The following is a 17,860-nucleotide window of genomic DNA, read 5'->3' as shown; positions in this document are numbered from 1 at the left end:
CTGGCCAAACCGCCACCGCCCGTGCGCATACTTACCAGAGCGGCATCTGGTAGCTGACGATCACCCGCGTTTCGTCGATATCGTTGCCGAAGTCGCTGCGGAAGGCGCCGTTGCGCACCTTGAAGCCAAGGTTCTTCAGCGGGCCGTTCTGCACCACGTAGCCGATATCGGTGTCGCGCTCCCACTCCTTGCCGCGCCCCTGGCCGTTCAGCAGGTCGATGTGGTCGCCTTGCAGGTAGCGGGTCATGAAGGTCAGGCCCGGCAGGCCGAGGCCGGCGAAGTCGTAGTCGTAGCGCGCCTGCCAGGAGCGTTCGTCCTTGTTGGCGAAGTCGCCGATCTGCACGAAGTTGGTCAGGTACGGGTCGGTGCCGCTGAGGTAGGCGAAACCGGTGTCGCCGGACATGCGCTGGTAGCCGACGCCGAAGCCGCTGCCGCCGATGCGATAGGTGAACAGCGCGTTGAGCGCGCGGTTGTCGACGTTGCTGCCGCCATCGTCAGTGGAGCGGGCCCAGCGGATATCCGACTTGAGCGACTGGCCCTCGGTGATCGGCAGGGTGTGCACCACGCTCAGGTAGTGCTGGCGGTAGAAGTTTTCCAGGCCGCCGTAGTGGTAGCTGGTGCTGAGGTTGTCGGTCCAGCGGTAGGTGCCGCCGGCGAGGTTGAAGCGGTCGCTGCTGGTGTGGCTGCCAAGCACGATGTTGCGCTTGTTGCCACGGGTCATCGACAGGTCTTCGTCGTTGGTCGAGTCGCGCTGCTTCACCTGGCGCAGCTGGCCGAGCTGGGCACTGAGGCCGTCGATCTCGTTGACCTCGGCAAGCCCACCCTGGAAGGTCTGCGGGGCCAGGCGGGTGTCGTTGTACTGCACCACCGGCAGCTTGGGCAGCAGGGTGCCGACCTTCAAAGTGCTCTTCGAGGCGCGCAGCTTGGCCGTCACGCCGAGGGAGCTGTAGTCGTCGGCGGCGCGCTTGTCGCTGGCCGAGTACGGCAGCAGGCCGGAGCCGGTGCGATCAGGGCTGGAGTCCAGCTTGATCCCCAGCAAGCCGAGGGCATCGACGCCCACGCCCACCGTGCCTTCGGTGTAGCCCGACTCGAAGCGCAGCAGGAAACCCTGCGCCCACTCCTCGGATTTCGACTGCGCGGCACCGCTCTGGCGGTAGTCGCGGTTGAAGTAGAAATTGCGCAGCTCCAGGTTCGCCTTGCTGTCCGCGATGAAGTCCGCGTGGGCGAACAGGGGCAGGCAGGCGATGCTCGAAACGAGCGCCCGTACGGGAAGATTTTTCATTGTTGTTGTCTCTTCGTCAGGTGAGGTGAAGGCGGCGCCGCTCCTGAAGGCGCCGCGCTCGGGATCAATCGGAGAGCAGGCCCTCCAGTCGCTGGCGGATCAACTGGCGCGCCTGCTCGACGATGTCGCGCAGCAGTTCCTCGCAGCTGGGTTCGTCATCGATCAGGCCCTGGACCATGCCCGCCGACCAGATTCCCAGGTCGGTGTCGCCCTGCTCGTAGACGGTGCGCCCGCGCAGGCCGCTGACCAGCGTGGCGATGTCGGCGTAGGTGGCGTTGCCGCGCGCCTCGATGGCCAGCACTTCCTGGCTGATCGCGTTGCGGGCGACCCGCGCACTGTTGCGCAACGAACGCATGATCACGTCCGTGGAGCGCTCGTCCGCCGCGCGGATGGCCGCCTTGACCTGCGGGTGGATCGGACACTCGCGGGTGCTGAGGAAGCGCGTGCCCATGTTGATCGCATCGGCCCCCAGCGCCAGCGCCGCCACCAGCCCGCGACCGTCGGCAAAACCACCGGAAGCGATGATCGGCACGCGCAGCCGGTTGGCCGCCGCAGGCAGCAGGACCAGGCCGGGAATGTCGTCCTCGCCTGGGTGGCCAGCGCACTCGAAGCCGTCGATGGACACCGCGTCCACGCCCAGTTGCTCGGCCTTGAGCGCATGGCGCACGGCGGTGCATTTGTGGATCACCTTGATCCCGTGCTGGCGGAACTCGGCAATGTGCTCGCCGGGATTGTTGCCGGCGGTTTCGACCACGCCGATGCCACCCTCGATGATCGCCGCGCGGTACTCCGCGTAGGGGATCGGCTTCTGCGTCGGCAGCAGCGTGAGGTTGACGCCGAAGGGCTTGTCGGTGAGTTCGCGGCAACGCGCGATCTCGTCGGCCAGCGCCTGCGGGGTCGGCTGGGTCAGCGCCGAGAGCGTTGCCAGCCCGCCGGCATTGGCCACCGCCGCGGCCATCTCGGCGCGCCCCACCCACTGCATGCCGCCCTGCATGATCGGGTGTTCGACGCCGAAGGTTTCGGTGAATCGGGTCTTGAACATGCGCCTGTCCTCCGGCGGTTCAGATCGGGTCCCAGGAGAACACGTCCGGGCTGCGCGCCAGGTCCATGAAGCTGCCGCGCAGCGCGGGTATGCCGTGCTCGGCGATGCTCTGCGGGGTCCAGCCGTTGTCGCTGTGCACGCTGCGCAGCGGGCGGCTCTGGCTCATCAGGAAGATCTCGTGGTTGCGCGCGGCGAACACCTGGCCGTTGACCGCACTGGCGGCGTCGGAAGCGAGGTAGACGGCCAGCGGTGCGTTCTTGTCCGGGGTCATGCGCTGCAGGTTTTCCACCCGCGCCTTCTGCTCCGGCGTCTCGGCCGGGATCGAGTCGGTCATGCGGCTCCAGGCGAAGGGCGCGATGCAGTTGGAGCGCACGTTGTAGCGCTGCATGTCGAGGGCGATGGACTTGCTCAGCGCGACGATGCCGAGCTTGGCCGCCGAGTAGTTGGCCTGGCCGAAGTTGCCGATCAGCCCCGAGGTGCTGGTCATGTGCACGAAGGCGCCGCTGTTCTGCGCGCGGAAGTGCTCGGCGGCGGCGCGGCTGACGAAGAAGCTGCCGTTGAGGTGCACGTTGATCACCGACAGCCAGTCCTCGGCACTCATCTTGTGGAAGATGGTGTCGCGCAGGATGCCGGCATTGTTCACCACGATGTCGACGCGACCGAAGGCGTCGATGGCGCTGGAGACGATGCGCCGGGCGCTGTCCCAGTCCGACACGCTGTCGGTGTTGATGGCGCCGTCACCGCCGCGCTGGCGGATCAGCCCGAGGGTTTCCTCGGCCGGGGAAGCCGAGCCGCCCTCGCCCTGCAGGGACACGCCGATATCGTTGATCAGCACCCGCGCGCCGCTGTCGGCCAGGGCCAGGGCGATCTCGCGGCCGATGCCGCCACCGGCGCCGGTGACGATCGCTACCTTGCCTTCGTTGAGTCGTTGGGTCATCGCTAATTCCTTACTGTTCGTTCAATCAGGGAGTTCGTTGCGCGCAGGATCAGCTCGGCAGGCCGAGAACGGCCTTGGCCAGGATGTTGCGCTGGATCTCGTTGGTGCCGCCGTAGATGGTGGTCGGCCGCGACTGGATGAAGATGCCCGCCGGGTGCAGTTCGGCGTCGTCGGCGAAGGGGTTGAGCAGCGCCGAATCCGCGCCGGCGATCTCCAGTCCCAGCTCGCTGATGCGCTGGTACAGCTCGGACTGGTGGATCTTCAGCAGGGAGACGTCCGGGCCCAGCTCCTCGCCGCGCCGCAGGCGTTCGGCGAAGCGCTCGTAGAGCGCCTTGTGGCAGTCCAGGTCCATGCTCAGCGCGGCGAAACGCTGGGCGAACACCGGGTCGTCCCACAGGCCCTGGTGACGAGCCAGGCGCACCAGGCGTTCGAGGGCGAAGGTGGCCTGCTTGGGCGAGCCCAGGAAGATGCGCTCGAAGCCGAGCAGAGCCTTGGCCATGCCCCAGCCGTGGTTGACCGCGCCGACGAGGTTCTCTTCCGGCACGCGCACGTCGTTGAAGAACACCTCGCAGAACTCGCCCTGCAGTTCCAGGTTGAGGATCGGCCGCACCTCGACGCCGGGGCTGTCCATCGGCACCAGCAGGAAGCTGATGCCCTGCTGCGCCTTGGCGCTGCGCTCGGTGCGCGCCAGCACGAAGATCCAGTTGGCCTCGGTGCCCATGGTGGTCCAGGTCTTCTGGCCGTTGATCACCCACTCGCCGTCACGCAGCACCGCCTCGGTGCGCAGGCTGGCGAGATCGGAGCCGGCGTTGGGCTCGCTGTAGCCCTGGCACCAGATGTCTTCACCGCTCAGGATGCGCGGCAGGAAGCGCTCGCGCTGGGCGTCGGTGCCGTAGCGGATCAGCAGCGGGCCGAGCATGGTGATGCCGCTGTCGGGCAGGCGCGCGCAGCCGTAGTTTTCCATCTCCTCGATCATGATCAGCTGCTTGCCGGCGGCGAGGCCCATGCCGCCGAACTGCACCGGCCAGCCGGGGCACAGCCAACCCTGTTTCGACAGTGCCTGGTACCACTCCCAGGTGTCATCGCGGCCCAGGCGGTGGGCCGGGTTGCGGATGCGCTGCGAGTAGTTGGCGGCGACCCAGTCGCGCACCAGCCGGCGGAACTCGCCATCTTCGAGGGCGTTGTAATCGGTCATGTCACGGCTCTCTTGATTACTGGCCCCGGAAATTCGGGGAACGTTTATCGAGGAAGGCCGCCTTGCCTTCGGCATGGTCGGCGCTGAGGAACAGCTGGCTCTGGAAATCGCCTTCGCGCTCGAGCAGCAGCTCCAGGCCGTCGGCCAGCAGGGCCTTGGTCAAGGCCAGCGGCAGCGGCGCCTGTTGCTCCACTTTCGCGGCCAGCGCGAGGGCCGCGTCCAGCGCAGCTCCCGGTGCGCAGAGCTGGTCCACCAGGCCGATGCGCAGCGCTTCCTCGGCCTCGATGACCTGGCCGAACATCAGCACCTGCCGCGCGCGGCCGACACCGATGCGCGCCGGCAAGGTGTGCAGCTGGCCAAGATCGGCGAGCAGCCCGACCTTGCCGAAGCCGGCGGCGAAGCGCGCGGTTCCGCCGCACACCAGGCTGTCGCAGGCCAGCGCCACCGACAGCCCGGCGCCCACCGCCCAGCCTTCGATGGCGGCGATGATCGGCTTGCCCATGCGCAGCATCTGGCGGATCAGGTCGGCGTTCTTCTGCATGCGCACGCGGCCGGCGTTGAGGTCGGTGACGTGCATGTCGCTGAGGTCGCCGCCGGCGCTGAAGACTTCCGCCGAACCGGTGAGGACCACGCTGCGCACGGCGGGATCGGCGTCCACTTCGCGCAGCGCGTTGAGCAGCTCGGCGCGCAGTGCGGGGGACAGCGCATTGCGCCGCGCCGGATTGTTGAAGCGCAGCAGACGCACCGAGCCGTGGGTTTCCTGCAGCAGCATCTCGCTCATCACGCCACCTCCGCATGCAGCAGGGCGATGTAGCGTGCCCGGTGGAAGGCCAGCGAGCCCTGGCTGTTGAGCAGCACCATGGCGCGGCGCAGGAACAGGCCGATGTCGGCCTCGTCGGTGTAGCCGATGCCGCCGTGCAGCTGGATCGCCTGGCGGGTCACCAGCATGGCCGCTTCGGCGGCGCGCACTTTGGCGGTGGACACCAGGCGCTGCACCTGCGCGACCGGCGCGCCGTCGTCCAGCGCGGTGGCTGCTTCGCCGACGATGGCGCGGGCCAGTTCGATCTGCAGTTTCAGGTCGACCATGCGGTGCTGCAGCGACTGGAAGCTGCCGATCTCGCGGCCGAACTGGCGGCGCACGCCGAGGTAGTCGCGGGTCTGTTCGAAGGCCGCGTCCATCAGGCCCACCAGGTAGGCGGCGCAGGCCAGCGCCGACTCGTCTAGGGCGGCGGGCGCACTGTCGACGAGCTGCGCGGGCGTGCCATCGAAGCGCAGGCGCGCCAGGTGGCCGCCGTCCTGGGTCGGCTCCTGGTGAACACTCAGCCCCTCGGCATTGCATTGCACCAGCGCGAGGCCGGCGTTGCAGGCAACCAGCCACGCATCAGCGGAAGCCCCCAGAGCGACGTGAGCAACCTCGCCGCGCAGTTGGCCGTCGCGCAGCACCGGCAAGGCGGCGCCGGCTTCGTAGCCGATGCCCGCAGGCAGGATCAGTCGCTCGCCGGCCAGCAGCGCGTCGCGCTCGGCGGCGGGCAGCAAGGGAGCGACCAGGCTCGCCTCGATCAGCGGTTCGGGCAGCAGGCCGCGGCCGAGTTCTTCCAGCAGCGCCGTGTACTCGCCCATGCCCAGCCCACTGCCGCCCAGCTCTTCGGCGAGGCGCAGGCCCGGCCAGCCCATGGCGCAGACTTCGGCCCAGGCGTCGCGGTCGAGGCCCTGCGCCTGGAAGCGCAGGCGGCGCACCCGGCCCAGGTCGCCGCCACGCGGCACCAGGGAAGCGGCGCTGTCACGGATCATCCGCAGGCGCTCTTCGCGCTCCTCGGCCATCGCGGTGTTGTCGGTCATTTCGTCATTCCCGTGTCGGTTGAACAGCGCCGGCCGCAGCGGGCCGGTACTTGAAACTGCCGGTGGCGCTGGCGATCAGCTCGCCGGCCCCGTCGAAGATTTCCGCCGCGCAGAAGCACAGCGTGCGGGTCCGCCGCAGCACCCGGCCGACGGCGTTGATCTCGCCGCTGGTGCTGCCCATGAAGTGGGTGGCCATGTCGATGGTGACCATCGAGCAACCCGGCATCTGCGCGCGGATCGCCCCGGCCATGGCGGCATCGAGCACGCTCATCAGCACGCCGCCGTGGAAGCTGCCGATGTAGTTCATCAGCTCCGGGCGGTGAGGCAGGCGCACCCGCACCACGTCGCCATCGATCCAGCGCTCCAGGCCAAGGAACTCCTGGAAGGTGAAGCGGCCGCTGGGGAACATCTCCAGCCCACTCTCGACAGGTGCAGCAACAGGTGCAGCGGCGCGGGGGGAAGTGAGATCGGTCATCGAACGCTTTCCTCCGTGGCAGGCTGACCCACCGGGCGGGCCACGCCTTGTACCGCCGGGCGCGCGGGCGCTGCAGGTGCGGCATCCGGCTGCGGGCTGCGCGCCTCGCGGTTCGGGTCATACAGGCGGTTGGGGATCATCAGCGCAGGGATCAGGCCGGTGATGACGTAGGTGATGCCCATGACCAGGAAGCCCGCGCCGATGGACACGTGGGAGGCCAGCAGGCCGATGGCCGCCGGGGCCACCGCCGCGCCGATGCGGCCGAGGTTGTAGGAAGTGCCCACGGCGGCGCCGCGCACCTGGGTGGAGAAGCTCTCGGTCATGTAGGTGGCCAGCACGCCCACCGGTACGCCGTAGATGAAGCCGAACAGCGCGAGGATCCAGACGATGTTGTCCGGGGTGTGCCAGAACACGATCACCGGCATGAAGATCGCGGTGCCGATGGCGCCGGCGGCGAAGGTGGCGCGGCGGCCGAAGCGGTCCGAGGCGATCCCGGCGAGCACCTTGCCGAGGATCATCGCGGTGTAGGTGCCGACCATGTAGCCGGTCATGGACTTGAAGTTCATGCCCAGCTCGCTTTCCAGGTACGAGGGCATCCAGTTGTTGGTGCCGTAGTAGCCGAACAGCAGGAAGCACGAGGTGATGCTCCAGAGCACGAACATGCGGCGGGTGGACGGATCGACCAGCAATTGGCGCATGCCGCCGCTGGGCGCGCTCTGCTGGCGACTGCTGGCCTGCTGCGCGCGTTGCGCACGAGCCGCCAGCCAGGACGGCGACTCCGGCACCCAGGGCCGCAGCGCCAGGCAGATCAGCGCCGCGCCGATGGCGGTGAAGAACAGCGCGCGCCAGCCGTAGTCCGGGATGATCTGCCCGGCGAGGATGGTCGCCACCAGGTAGCCCACGGTCCAGCCGGCCTGCATGGTCGCCAGGATGGTGGTGCGGTACTTGGCGGTGACGAACTCGGACATCAGGATGTTGCAGGCCACGAACAGCGAGCCCAGGCCCAGCGAGGAAACGAAGCGGATCAGTGCGAAGGCCCAGTAGTTGTGCGCCAGGCCCAGCAGCGCGGTACCGACGGAGAACACCAGGATGGTCCAGGTCACCACGCGCACCCGGCCGAAGCGGTCGCACGCCCAGCCGCCGTAGATGCCGCCGATGGCCATGCCGGCCAGGGTGATGCTGCCCAGCGAGCCGGCCTCGAAGTTGGACAGGCCGAACTCGGCCTTGAGGCTGTTCAGGCTGTAGGCGAGGAACATCAGGTCAGCGCCATCGGCGAGCAGACCCAGGAAGCAGAAGAAGAAGGCGATCACCAGGGTCCGCCGCGGTATCGCGGCGCTCTGGGCCAAGCTGTCGGGTGCGTTCATTGTTGTTGTTCTCGCAGGTTGGTTGAGGTCGTCGTCGCGCTAGGCCCGCCCGGCTGGTTCTCCACCCTCCGGGGTCAGGCTTACGCGGCCGTTGTCCAGCACCACCACGTCGCGCTCGACGACGCGGGTGCGGAAGGAGCCGTCATTCCAGATTTCCGTACGCAGGGTTTCGCCGGGGAACACCGGTGCCGAGAAGCGCACCTGCAGGTGGGCGAAGCGCTCCGCGCGGTAGTCGGCGAAGCCGCGCAGCAGCGCATGGAAGGCCACGCCGAGGGTGCACAGGCCGTGCAGGATCGGCCGCGGGAAACCACCGCGAGCGGCCGCCGCGGGGCTGGCGTGGATCGGGTTGTCGTCGCCGTTGAGGCGGTAGTGCAGCGCCTGTTCCGGGCGTGTCGGCAAGTCGATGACCAGGTCCGGCGCCTGCTCGGGCAGACGGTGCGGCTGACTGAGCGACTGACTGTCGCCGCCGAAGCCGCCGTCACCGCGCAGGAAGGTGGTGCCACGGGCAATCGCCAGCACCTCGCCGCTCTGCGCGTCGCTGACGACCTTCTCGCTGTAGAGCAGCGCGCCCTTGCCGGCTCCCTTGTCCACCAGACCGGTGACGCGGGTGCGGCCGATCACTTCGCCTTCCACCGGCAGCGGTTTCAGCCACTCGATACTTTGCTCGCCATGGACCAGGCGCAGCGCATCGACGCCGGTGTCCGGGTTGCCCAGCCAGAAGCCGGGATGGCCGAGCACCACGGCCATGCAGGGCAGCGCCTGGAGGTCGCGGTTGGCGTCGACGAAGGTCAGCTGGTGCTCATCCATCGGGTCGGCGCCGAGGCCCACCGACAGCGCGTAGAAAGCGCTGTCCTGGCGGCTGAAGCGCTGCCGCACTTCGGGGATCGGGTAGTTCAGCAGGTGCTCAGGATTCAGCGCCATGGGCCACCTCCTCCACTTCCAGCACCGCATCGGCGGCCCACGCGCCCTGCCCCTCGGGCATGGCGAAGACCGGGTTGAGGTCGACCGAACGCAGGCGCGGACCGGCCTCGGCGGCGAATTGCGAGAGCTGCGCGAGCACCCGCGACAGCGCCTGGATGTCGGTCACCGGGCGACCCCGGGCGCCCAGCAGCAGCGGTGCGCCCTTGATGCTGCGGATCATCTGCTCGGCCTCGTCGACGCCGAACGGGCAGCGGCGGAACACCACGTCCTTGAGCACTTCGACGAAGATGCCGCCGAGACCGAACACGGCCACTGGTCCGAACTGCGGGTCGCGCTGGATACCCATGAAGCACTCCACGCCACCCTGCAGCTGACGGGCCACCAGCACGCCGTCGAGGCGGGCGTTCGGCGCATGTTCGGCAGCGCGTTGCAGCAGCAGATCGTAGCCTTCGCGCACGGCCTGGGAGCTGCTGACGTTGAGCAGCACGCCGCCGATTTCCGACTTGTGCAGGATGTCCGCCGAGGCGATTTTCAGCACCACCGGGAAGCCGATCTGCTCGGCGAAGGCGGCGGCTTCCGCCGCACTTTTCAGCACCCGCTCGGGCGCCGATTCGATACCGGCGCGCGCCAGCAATTGCTTGGCTTCGGCCTCACCGGGCGTGCTGGCCGGCAGCTCGACGCCGCCGGGCGCGGGAATCCTGCGCAGCGGGCGGGCGAAGGCTTCGCCCAGCTGGCCCATGGCCTGGATGGCGCGCACCGCGCGGGTCGGGTCCTCGAACAGGGCGAAGCCGGCCTTCTGGTACGGTGCCAGCTCCTCGCCCTCGCCCATCACCGAGACCACGAACAGGCGGTCCGGGTGATCGACCTTGATCCGCGCGAACTGCTCGGCGAGGCGCGGGCCAATGGAGGCGGCGGTGCCGGCCTGGGTGAAGAAGGCGATCAGCGAGCGGTAGCCACCGTCCACCACCATGGACTCGGTGAAGTCGTGCACCAGGCTCAGGTCGTTGAGCGCCTGGGCGGTGCAGTCCACCGGGTTGAGTGGTGAGGCGTAGTGCAGGCGCTGCTTCAGGCGTGCCTGGGCCGCTTCGGGCATCGGCGGCATGGGCAGGCCGAAGTCCTCGGCGGCGTCGCTGACGATGATGCCGGCGCCACCGCTGACGGTGATCATCCCCAGGCTGTTGTTCACCGGGTAGATGCGCTGGGTGGCGAGGTAGGCGATGTCCACCAGCTCCTCGGTGGTGCGCGCGCGGACCACGGCGTAGTCGGCCAGCACCGCGTCGAGCACCTTGTCATCACCCGCCAGGGAGGCGGTGTGCGACATGGCCGCGCGGCCGCCCAGCTCGCTGCGCCCGACCTTGTGCAGGATCACCGGCTTGCCGGCGCGATGAGCCGCTTCGAGGGCGGCGAGGAAGCTGTCGACGTTGCGGATCGATTCGGCGTAGGCCATGACCACGTCGATCTCCGGCGACTCCACCAGCCAGCCGATGGCATCGCCCAGGGTGACGTCGGCTTCGTTGCCGGTGGCGACGCAGATCGGCGTGCCCAGCCCGCGCTGCCGCGACAGGCCGAGCAGGTGCGCCCCGTAGGCGCCGGACTGGGTGGCGATGCCGACCCGCCCGGCCAGCGGAATACCGCGTTCCAGGCTGGTGGAGAAGAAGGCGTAGTAGCCCAGGTTGGCGTTGAACACGCCCAGCGCGTTCGGCCCCAGCAGGCGCATGTTCGCCGCGCGGGCGGCTTCGACGATCGCGTCCTGCATGGCCACGCCTTCCTCGCCGACTTCGCTGAAGCCGGAGGAGAACACGATGGCGCTGCGCGCGCCCTTGCGGCCCAGCGCCTGGACGGTCTCCAGCACCTGCGGCGCCGGCACCGCGATGATCGCCACGTCCGGCGCCTCGGGCAGCGCATCGACGCTGGCGTAGGCTGGCAGGCCCTGGATCTCGGTGCGGTTGGGGTTCACCGGCAGGATGCGCCCGGAAAAGCCGTTGCGCAGCATGTAGGCAATGGGGCGGCCGCCGATGCGGTGCGGGTCGCTGGAAGCGCCGACCACGGCGACCGAGCGCGGCTGCACCAGGGGGGTGAGACTGGAAAAGCCGGTGTGTTGCAAGTGACTCACTGACATGACGTTCCACCTGAACAAGTAGCGGGTGCCGGGCGTTTGCGTGCCGGCGCGAGGGCGAGCGCATCCACGGCAGGCTGCGGGTAGCAGCCACCGGGAGCGTCGGCCCTGTGTTTCAGAGCCCTGAATTTCAGAGCACGGGCTTTCAGAGCACCGCTTGGGTGCCGAGCAGTGCCGTCACCTGGCTGGACAAGGTGCCGCCGTTGCCGTGCAGCAGCGCCACGTCGGCCTTCTTCAGCTGGCGTTCACCGGCCTGGCGACGCAGCTGGGTGACCGCCTCGATGATCAGGAACATGCCGTACATGCCCGGATGCACACAGGACAGCCCGCCGCCGTTGGTGTTCACCGCCAGTTCGCCGCCAGGAGCGATGCGCCCGCCCTGGACGAAGCGGCCACCCTCGCCCTTCGGGCAGAAGCCGAGGTCCTCGAGGAACAGGATCGTATTGATGGTGAAGGCGTCGTAGACCATCACCAGATCGATGTCCGAGTGCTTTACCCCGGCCATCTGCATGGCTCGCGGGCCGCTCTCGGAAGCGGCGGTGACGGTGAGGTCGGGCATGGCGACGATGGAGCGGTGCCACTGCGCGCCGGCGGCGCCGAGGAAGTAGATCGGCGCTTTGGGCAGGTCGCGCGCGCGGTCGGCACGCACCATCACGCAGGCGCCGCCTCCATCGGTGACCAGGCAGCAGTCGGCCTTGCTCAGCGGGTCGCTGACCATCCGTGCGGCGAGCACCTCATCGATGCTCAGCGGGCCACGGGCAAAGGCCTCGGGGTTGAGGTTGGCCCAACCGCGCGCTGCCACGGCCACTTCGGCCAGGTGCTCGCGGGTGGTGCCGTATTGATGCATGTGGCGGCTGGCGGCCAGGGCGTACGCGGTGATCGGGTGACGCGGCTGGTAGGGCGTCTCGTGCCACTGCGGCTCGCTCATTGACACCAGCTTGCCGCCGGCAGTGCGCTGGTTGGAGCCGTAGCAGATGAGCGCCGCGTCACACAGGCCGGCTTCCAGGGCCAGGGTCGCCTGCAGCAGGTGCAGCTCGAAGCTGGAGCCACCGACGTTGGTGCCGTCGACGAATTTCGGCTTGATGCCGAGGTACTCGCAGACCGAGAGCGTCGGGAAGGCGTGGGAGCTGGTGGCCGAGAACACCGCGTCGATGTCCGAGAGCGCAAGCCCCGCATCGGCGATGGCCTTCATCGAGGCCTGGCCAAGCAGCTCCATGGCGCTGTAGCCGTGGGCTTCGCCGATACCGGCGCTGCCGATGCCGACGATGGCGGTCTTGCCGCGCAGGACCTGGCTCATGACTTTGCCTCCGTCAGGGGCTCGAAGACGACGGCGGGGCCGCTGTCCTGCTGGGCGATGCGCGCCTTGAGGCGGGTGCCGATGGGCAGGCTGAGGTGACCTTCGATGCGGGACATCATGCGCACGCCTTCATCGAGGTCGACCAGGGCGACGTTGTAGTCACCGCTGCGGGCGCGGTTGACGGTCAGGGCATAAAGGGTGCCCAGGCCACTGGCGGGAACCCATTCCAGGTCCGTTTCGCCGCTGCCGGGCACCTGGGTGCGCGGGTAGAACACGTGCCGGCCGGTGGAGGCGCTGCGCTGCAACATGAAGCGACCCTGGGCGAGGAAGGCGAGGTACTGCGCCTCTGGCCCTGGCATGTTGCGGTCGGGGAAATCCACCATTGAGGTTTCTCCTTTGTTCTTGTTCTGCCTTTGTTGCAAAGTGCGTTACCGCCCATGCCAAGCCAGCTTCACGGAAGCCGTTGCAGGCGTCGCAGGGTCAGAATACATTCACAATACTGAATGTCAATCAGAATACAGAATATGACCACTGAAAAAACCGTCGAAGAAGCCAGCAGCAAACGCACTGGCGGCGCCAAGGATGTCGGCGCCGTGGTGAATGCCATCCAGATCCTGCGCCACCTGGCCAATGCCGAAGGCCCCGAGGGCGCGACCGCCATCGCCCGCGCCACCGGTATCAGCCCGAGCACCACCTTCAATATCCTGCGCACGCTGAGCAACGAGCAGTTGACCTCGTTCGACAACGAGACCAAGACCTATCGCCTGGGCCTGGGCCTGTCGGAGCTGGCAGTGAGCTTCATCGGTCGCAGCTACGCCGACCTGATCCAGCCGGAACTGGAGCGCCTGAGCACCAGCCACCACATCCTGATCACCTTGTGGCAGGTCACCGACGATGCGCACATCCGCGTGATCGCCGTGTCCGCGCCAACCGTGGCGCACGTCAACGTCGCCGTGGGCTCGCGCCTGCCGGAGCTGGTAGGCGCCGCCGGACGCTGCATCGCCGGGCTGCGCAACCTCCCCGAGGATGAACTGCGACGCCGCCTGACCCGCGTGCGCTGGGAGAACCCACCGAATTTCGATGAGTACCGCCGCGACGCCGCCGCCACGCTGGAGCGCGGCTGGGCCATCGACCAGGACCACCTGTATCGCGGCGTCAGCATGGTCGCCAGCGCGATCATCGACCACGATCGCCAGCCACGCTTCATCATTTCCGGCATCGGCATCAGTGCCCAGCACGACCGCGAGAAGCTCGAGCAGATCGGCGCCAGCCTGCACGAGACGGCCTGTTTCATCAGCCGCTCACTGTTCCCGCAAAGCGCCATCAGCCCAGCGGAATAGCCCGAACACCATTCATCATATGAAATGACATTCATGTGAATGGATGATTTCGACAAGAACAACGGCACCGGCGCGAAACCGCACAGCGGAACCCCGCGCGCCGGCGCCCGCGTCGCAGCATTCCCGATGCGACTGATGGCAGCGATATTCGCCGCCAGGGGCCCACAGCCGCGACTATCGCCGGTATCATGGCAAGTCTTGATGGAGTCCTGGCGGTGACCATCCCGCGGAGAACACCGTTCCCGCCGCACGCCTGAATCCCTTGCGATTCAGGCAGCCCGCCGCCAGAGCCCGCCAAACCTTCTGCCCGGATGCTCGCCTGCCTTGAATGGCTCGCGGCAGCCGCAGGTAATCCCATTGAATGAGGCAACCATGGAACAGAAAGACATCGATTGGGGCACGCTCGGATTCGATTACATCAAGACCGACTTCCGCTACATCTCCCACTGGCGCGATGGTCTGTGGGACGACGGCAAGCTGACCGAAGACAACACCCTGCACATCAGCGAGGGCTCCTCCGCCCTGCACTATGGCCAGCAGTGCTTCGAAGGCCTCAAGGCCTACCGCTGCAAGGACGGCTCGATCAACCTGTTCCGCCCGGACCAGAACGCCGCGCGCATGGCCCGCAGCTGCGCCCGCGTACTGATGCCGCAAGTGTCCGAAGAGCAGTTCATCGAGGCCTGCAAGCAGGTCGTGCGCGCCAACGAGCGCTTCATCCCCCCGTACGGCTCGGGCGGCGCGCTGTACCTGCGCCCGTTCGTGATTGGCGTGGGCGACAACATCGGCGTGCGCCCGGCTCCGGAATTCATCTTCTCGGTGTTCTGCATCCCGGTCGGCGCCTACTTCAAGGGCGGCATGAAGCCCCATGACTTCGTGATTTCCACCTACGACCGCGCCGCCCCCAACGGCACCGGCGCCGCCAAGGTCGGTGGCAACTACGCCGCCAGCCTGATGCCGGGCGCCCAGGCCAAGAAAGAAGGCTTCGCCGACTGCATCTACCTCGACCCGGCCACCCACAGCCGCATCGAGGAAGTGGGCTCGGCCAACTTCTTCGCCATCACCCATGACAACGAGTTCGTCACCCCGCGCTCCAGCTCGGTGCTGCCGGGCATCACCCGCCTGTCGCTGATGCAGCTGGCCGAACAGCGCCTGGGCCTGAAAGTGGTCGAAGGCGACGTGCAGATCGACGACCTGGCCCGCTTCAAGGAAGCCGGCGCCTGCGGTACCGCAGCGGTGATCACCCCGATCGGCGGCATCCAGTACAAGGACAACCTGCACGTATTCTTCAGCCGCGAAGACGTCGGCCCGGTGACCCGCCGCCTTTACGAGGAACTGACCGGCATCCAGAAGGGTGACGTGGAAGGCCCGGAAGGCTGGGTGGTCAAGGTCGACTGAGCCTGACAGCCAGCTTAAGAACGAACGCCGCGCTACCGGAAGGTAGCGCGGCGTTTTTCTTAGGGCCGAGGTCGCCGGCCTGAACCTGTAGGAGCGCGCCATGCGCGCGATCACGGGCATGGCCCGCTCCCACAGGGGACGCCGACCTTTCCGTCAGGCAGGGCTGGGCAGCGCCGGCTGACACAGCAGCCAGTCATGGAGCAGCGCCTGCAGCTCCTCGAACTTCACCGGCTTGGCCATGTAGTCGCTCATCCCCGCAGCCAGGCAGCGCTCGCGATCGCCACTGTGGCTGTGGGCGGTGATCGCCAGCACCGGCAGGTCGGCGCAACGCGGCAGCGTGCGGATCGCCCGGCAGGTGGCGAAGCCGTCCATCACCGGCATCTGGCAATCCAGCAACACGGTGTCGATGGCTTCCCGGCGCAGCAGCTCGATGGCCTCGGCGCCGTTGTCAGCCGTGCGCACGCGGTAGCCGAGCTTGAGCAGCATGCCGCGGATCACCAGCTGGTTGATGGCGTTGTCCTCCACCACCAGCACGGTGCACTGGTCGGGGCTGCGCAGCACCTGGCCGCCCGCGCGACGCGGCGGCGGGGCGATGCCCTGCACCGGCTGGCCGACCTGCAGCTCCAGGGCAAAGCGGCTGCCCTGCCCCGGCATGGATTCGTGGCTCAGCGTACCGCCCAGCAACGCGACCAGCTTGCGGGTCAGCGCCAGCCCAATACCGAGGCCGCCGTACTCGCGGGTCAGCGACCCGTCGAGCTGGAAGAAGCGTTGGTACAGCGCGCCATCCGGCGGGGTGGAGAAACCGATGCCGCTGTCCTGCACCTCGATGCGCAGCGCCAGCCCTTCGCTGTTAGGCACACCGGCAACCCGCAGGTGTACGCCGCCCTGATGGGTGAACTTGATGGCGTTGTCGATCAGGTAGCCCAGCGCCTGGGTCAGCTTGCCGGCATCGCCCTCGAGGGTGTCGGGCAGGCTCTCGTCCAGTTGCAGGACGAAGCGCAGCCCGCGCTCCTCGGCGCGAGGCGCGTACTGCGCGCGCAGGCCGTCGCACAGGCCGCGCAGGCTGAACGGCTCGCGGCGCGGGTAGAGCTTGCCGGCCTGCAGCTCGATCAGCGCGAGGATGTCGTTGACCATGCGCATCATGTCGCGCGCCGAGCCGGTGGCAGTCTTGTGGTACTGCGCCAACTCGATGTCCATGGGCACCGTCTGCATCAGCTCCAGCGAACCGATCACCCCGCTCATGGGCGTGCGCAGTTCATGGGTGACGGTAGCGAGGAATTCGTCCTTCAGGCGGTTGCTGCTGGCCAGCTCCAGGTTCAGCTGCTCCAGCTTGCGGCTGGTTTCCTGGAGGATGCGCGTGCGCTCCTCCTTCATGGCATTGATGCGGTCCGCCAGCGCCAGGGACAGCAGGCCGACCTCCAGCGCCGAACCGATCTGGCTGGCGTACATGGTCAGGAAGATGTTGGGCAGCAAGCCCAGCACCATCAGCGTGTTGATGACTCCGCCGAGCAGAAAGGCGCTCCAGGCGAAGATGAAGTAGCGCGCCACGCGCATGCCGCGCAGCCAGGCGACGATGCCGGCAGTGAAGATCACCACGGTGAAGGCCAGCGCCAGGTAGGTGGCCAGCCGCAGGGCGATGGCGTAGCTGACCGTCAGCGCCAGCACCATCACCAGCGCGCCAACCCCCATCAGCACGCGCAGGATGCGGTCGATCCACAGGCTGTGCTCGCGGGTATGCAGGAAGCTGCGGGCGAACTGGCAGCCGAACAGGCCGGCCGAACCGATCAGGAAGGGCGTGGCGGCGTTGGCCCACCAGGGGTTGTTCGGCCAGAAGTACTCGATACCCGCGCCGTTGACCGATATCTGGTAGAAGCCGAACGAGGCTATATAAAGGATGTAATAGAGGTAGCTGGTGTCGCGCACGCTGAGGAAGATGAACAGGTTGTAGATCAGCATCACCAGCAACACGCCATAGATGATGCCCAGCACATAGATGCGCCCCGGCTGCTCTTCCAGATAGGCCTTGGACGACCAGAGCGTCAGCGGCGCCTGGATCGAGCCCTGGCTTTCCAGGCGCAGGTAGACGCGCAACGGCTTGCCCGGCTCCAGCTTGAGGTCGAACAGGTAGTTGTTCTGGCGGATCGGCCGGCTGTCGAACGGCAGGGTGTCGCCGGTGCGCTGGGCCAGCTTGAAGCCTCCCTGGCCGTCGGGCAGGTAAAGGTCGAGCTTGTCCAGCGGCGGGTAGGCCAGCTCCAGCAGCCAGTTGGCCGGGTCGCGCGAGGCCCTGGGCTGGTAGTCCAGGTCCAGGCGCAGCCAGAACACCGAGCGCGAGTAGCCGGCATTGAGCACGTCGCGCTCATGGTGGCGGAAGCTGGCGGCCAGCGCTGGCGAGCTGATCTCGGCGATATCGGCCGTGCCGCGCACATCCTCGAAGACATCCATCGCCCGCCCCAGGGGCAGTTGTCCGACGTGCTCGTCGAAGCTGATGGCGCTCGCCACTGGCGAGAGGATGAGAAGGATCAGGAAGATCAGCCAGTGCCGCATGGTGCCCCGCAGTGCCGCCGACAGCTGCGCCGGAGATCCCCATCCCCTGCATTGGCGCGCCGTGGAGGCGTTGTGTTGGAATCGGCGAACTCTAGCACAGGCCTTGTGGCCCG

At 67.8% G+C, this 17,860-nt stretch carries 15 protein-coding genes; 2 read left to right on the top strand and 13 right to left on the bottom strand.

The features are described from left to right. Positions 1-31: 31 nt before the first annotated feature. The 12 genes from IB273_RS16755 to IB273_RS16700 form a co-directional block, all read right to left on the bottom strand. Entirely contained in the window at positions 32-1,282 is a 1,251-nt protein-coding gene (locus IB273_RS16755; RefSeq protein WP_081517183.1) for an OprD family porin, read from the bottom strand. A 64-nt stretch (positions 1,283-1,346) separates the two neighbouring features. Next, positions 1,347-2,324: an NADH:ubiquinone reductase gene (locus IB273_RS16750; protein WP_081517182.1), complete on the bottom strand. Its 978-nt coding sequence runs from the start codon at positions 2,322-2,324 to the stop codon at positions 1,347-1,349. 19 nt (positions 2,325-2,343) lie between these two features. Next, entirely contained in the window at positions 2,344-3,261 is a 918-nt protein-coding gene (locus IB273_RS16745) for an SDR family NAD(P)-dependent oxidoreductase (protein WP_192224578.1), read from the bottom strand. A gap of 49 nt (positions 3,262-3,310) precedes the next feature. Beyond that, entirely contained in the window at positions 3,311-4,456 is a 1,146-nt protein-coding gene (locus IB273_RS16740) for an acyl-CoA dehydrogenase family protein (RefSeq protein ID WP_192224577.1), read from the bottom strand. Positions 4,457-4,472: 16 nt separating this feature from the next. After that, positions 4,473-5,228: an enoyl-CoA hydratase/isomerase family protein gene (locus IB273_RS16735; protein ID WP_192225046.1), complete on the bottom strand. Its 756-nt coding sequence runs from the start codon at positions 5,226-5,228 to the stop codon at positions 4,473-4,475. Positions 5,229-5,236: 8 nt separating this feature from the next. Next, positions 5,237-6,295, bottom strand: coding sequence for an acyl-CoA dehydrogenase family protein (locus tag IB273_RS16730; protein ID WP_192224576.1), 1,059 nt, complete (start codon positions 6,293-6,295; stop codon positions 5,237-5,239). A 4-nt stretch (positions 6,296-6,299) separates the two neighbouring features. Further along, the gene (locus IB273_RS16725; protein ID WP_139791554.1) at positions 6,300-6,704 is read right to left on the bottom strand and encodes a PaaI family thioesterase; all 405 of its coding nucleotides are present in this window, start codon (positions 6,702-6,704) and stop codon (positions 6,300-6,302) included. Positions 6,705-6,766: 62 nt separating this feature from the next. After that, positions 6,767-8,134, bottom strand: coding sequence for an MFS transporter (locus IB273_RS16720; RefSeq protein WP_151189319.1), 1,368 nt, complete (start codon positions 8,132-8,134; stop codon positions 6,767-6,769). 39 nt (positions 8,135-8,173) lie between these two features. Continuing rightward, a complete protein-coding gene (locus tag IB273_RS16715; protein ID WP_081518147.1) occupies positions 8,174-9,055 on the bottom strand; it encodes a MaoC/PaaZ C-terminal domain-containing protein in 882 nt (293 codons plus the stop codon). Next, on the bottom strand, positions 9,039-11,174 hold the full coding sequence (locus IB273_RS16710) for an acetate--CoA ligase family protein (RefSeq protein WP_192224575.1): 2,136 nt from the start codon (positions 11,172-11,174) through the stop codon (positions 9,039-9,041). The genes IB273_RS16715 and IB273_RS16710 overlap by 17 nt, the downstream gene beginning before the upstream one ends. A gap of 142 nt (positions 11,175-11,316) precedes the next feature. After that, positions 11,317-12,468 carry a thiolase gene (locus IB273_RS16705; protein WP_081517175.1) on the bottom strand — a complete coding sequence of 384 codons (1,152 nt, stop codon included), beginning with the start codon at positions 12,466-12,468 and terminating at the stop codon, positions 11,317-11,319. Continuing rightward, positions 12,465-12,851: a Zn-ribbon domain-containing OB-fold protein gene (locus IB273_RS16700; protein WP_151189317.1), complete on the bottom strand. Its 387-nt coding sequence runs from the start codon at positions 12,849-12,851 to the stop codon at positions 12,465-12,467. Before IB273_RS16700 ends, IB273_RS16705 begins: the two co-directional genes overlap by 4 nt. Positions 12,852-12,992: 141 nt before the next feature. Between IB273_RS16700 and IB273_RS16695 the strand changes: the two genes are divergently transcribed. Further along, positions 12,993-13,808 carry an IclR family transcriptional regulator gene (locus IB273_RS16695; RefSeq protein WP_081517173.1) on the top strand — a complete coding sequence of 272 codons (816 nt, stop codon included), beginning with the start codon at positions 12,993-12,995 and terminating at the stop codon, positions 13,806-13,808. A gap of 372 nt (positions 13,809-14,180) precedes the next feature. After that, the gene (locus tag IB273_RS16690) at positions 14,181-15,203 is read left to right on the top strand and encodes a branched-chain amino acid aminotransferase (RefSeq protein WP_081517172.1); all 1,023 of its coding nucleotides are present in this window, start codon (positions 14,181-14,183) and stop codon (positions 15,201-15,203) included. A 153-nt stretch (positions 15,204-15,356) separates the two neighbouring features. Here the strand turns inward: IB273_RS16690 and IB273_RS16685 are convergent, their stop codons facing one another. Next, a complete protein-coding gene (locus IB273_RS16685) occupies positions 15,357-17,747 on the bottom strand; it encodes a hybrid sensor histidine kinase/response regulator (protein WP_192224574.1) in 2,391 nt (796 codons plus the stop codon). Between the last annotated feature and the right edge of the window lie 113 nt (positions 17,748-17,860).

This window comes from Pseudomonas sp. PDM19 (assembly GCF_014852215.1).
Taxonomy (GTDB): domain Bacteria; phylum Pseudomonadota; class Gammaproteobacteria; order Pseudomonadales; family Pseudomonadaceae; genus Pseudomonas.
The sequence above is the reverse complement of the archived record's forward strand: the minus strand, read 5'-3'. Positions and strand labels throughout refer to the sequence as shown.

Bases quoted from the DNA above. Each gene is read 5' to 3' on its own strand.
- IB273_RS16755 (WP_081517183.1), bottom strand. From the start codon at position 1,282: ATGAAAAATCTTCCCGTACGGGCGCTCGTTTCGAGCATCGCCTGCCTG.
- IB273_RS16750 (WP_081517182.1), bottom strand. From the start codon at position 2,324: ATGTTCAAGACCCGATTCACCGAAACCTTCGGCGTCGAACACCCGATC.
- IB273_RS16745 (WP_192224578.1), bottom strand. From the start codon at position 3,261: ATGACCCAACGACTCAACGAAGGCAAGGTAGCGATCGTCACCGGCGCC.
- IB273_RS16740 (WP_192224577.1), bottom strand. From the start codon at position 4,456: ATGACCGATTACAACGCCCTCGAAGATGGCGAGTTCCGCCGGCTGGTG.
- IB273_RS16735 (WP_192225046.1), bottom strand. From the start codon at position 5,228: ATGCTGCTGCAGGAAACCCACGGCTCGGTGCGTCTGCTGCGCTTCAAC.
- IB273_RS16730 (WP_192224576.1), bottom strand. From the start codon at position 6,295: ATGACCGACAACACCGCGATGGCCGAGGAGCGCGAAGAGCGCCTGCGG.
- IB273_RS16725 (WP_139791554.1), bottom strand. From the start codon at position 6,704: ATGTTCCCCAGCGGCCGCTTCACCTTCCAGGAGTTCCTTGGCCTGGAG.
- IB273_RS16720 (WP_151189319.1), bottom strand. From the start codon at position 8,134: ATGAACGCACCCGACAGCTTGGCCCAGAGCGCCGCGATACCGCGGCGG.
- IB273_RS16715 (WP_081518147.1), bottom strand. From the start codon at position 9,055: ATGGCGCTGAATCCTGAGCACCTGCTGAACTACCCGATCCCCGAAGTG.
- IB273_RS16710 (WP_192224575.1), bottom strand. From the start codon at position 11,174: ATGTCAGTGAGTCACTTGCAACACACCGGCTTTTCCAGTCTCACCCCC.
- IB273_RS16705 (WP_081517175.1), bottom strand. From the start codon at position 12,468: ATGAGCCAGGTCCTGCGCGGCAAGACCGCCATCGTCGGCATCGGCAGC.
- IB273_RS16700 (WP_151189317.1), bottom strand. From the start codon at position 12,851: ATGGTGGATTTCCCCGACCGCAACATGCCAGGGCCAGAGGCGCAGTAC.
- IB273_RS16695 (WP_081517173.1), top strand. From the start codon at position 12,993: ATGACCACTGAAAAAACCGTCGAAGAAGCCAGCAGCAAACGCACTGGC.
- IB273_RS16690 (WP_081517172.1), top strand. From the start codon at position 14,181: ATGGAACAGAAAGACATCGATTGGGGCACGCTCGGATTCGATTACATC.
- IB273_RS16685 (WP_192224574.1), bottom strand. From the start codon at position 17,747: ATGCGGCACTGGCTGATCTTCCTGATCCTTCTCATCCTCTCGCCAGTG.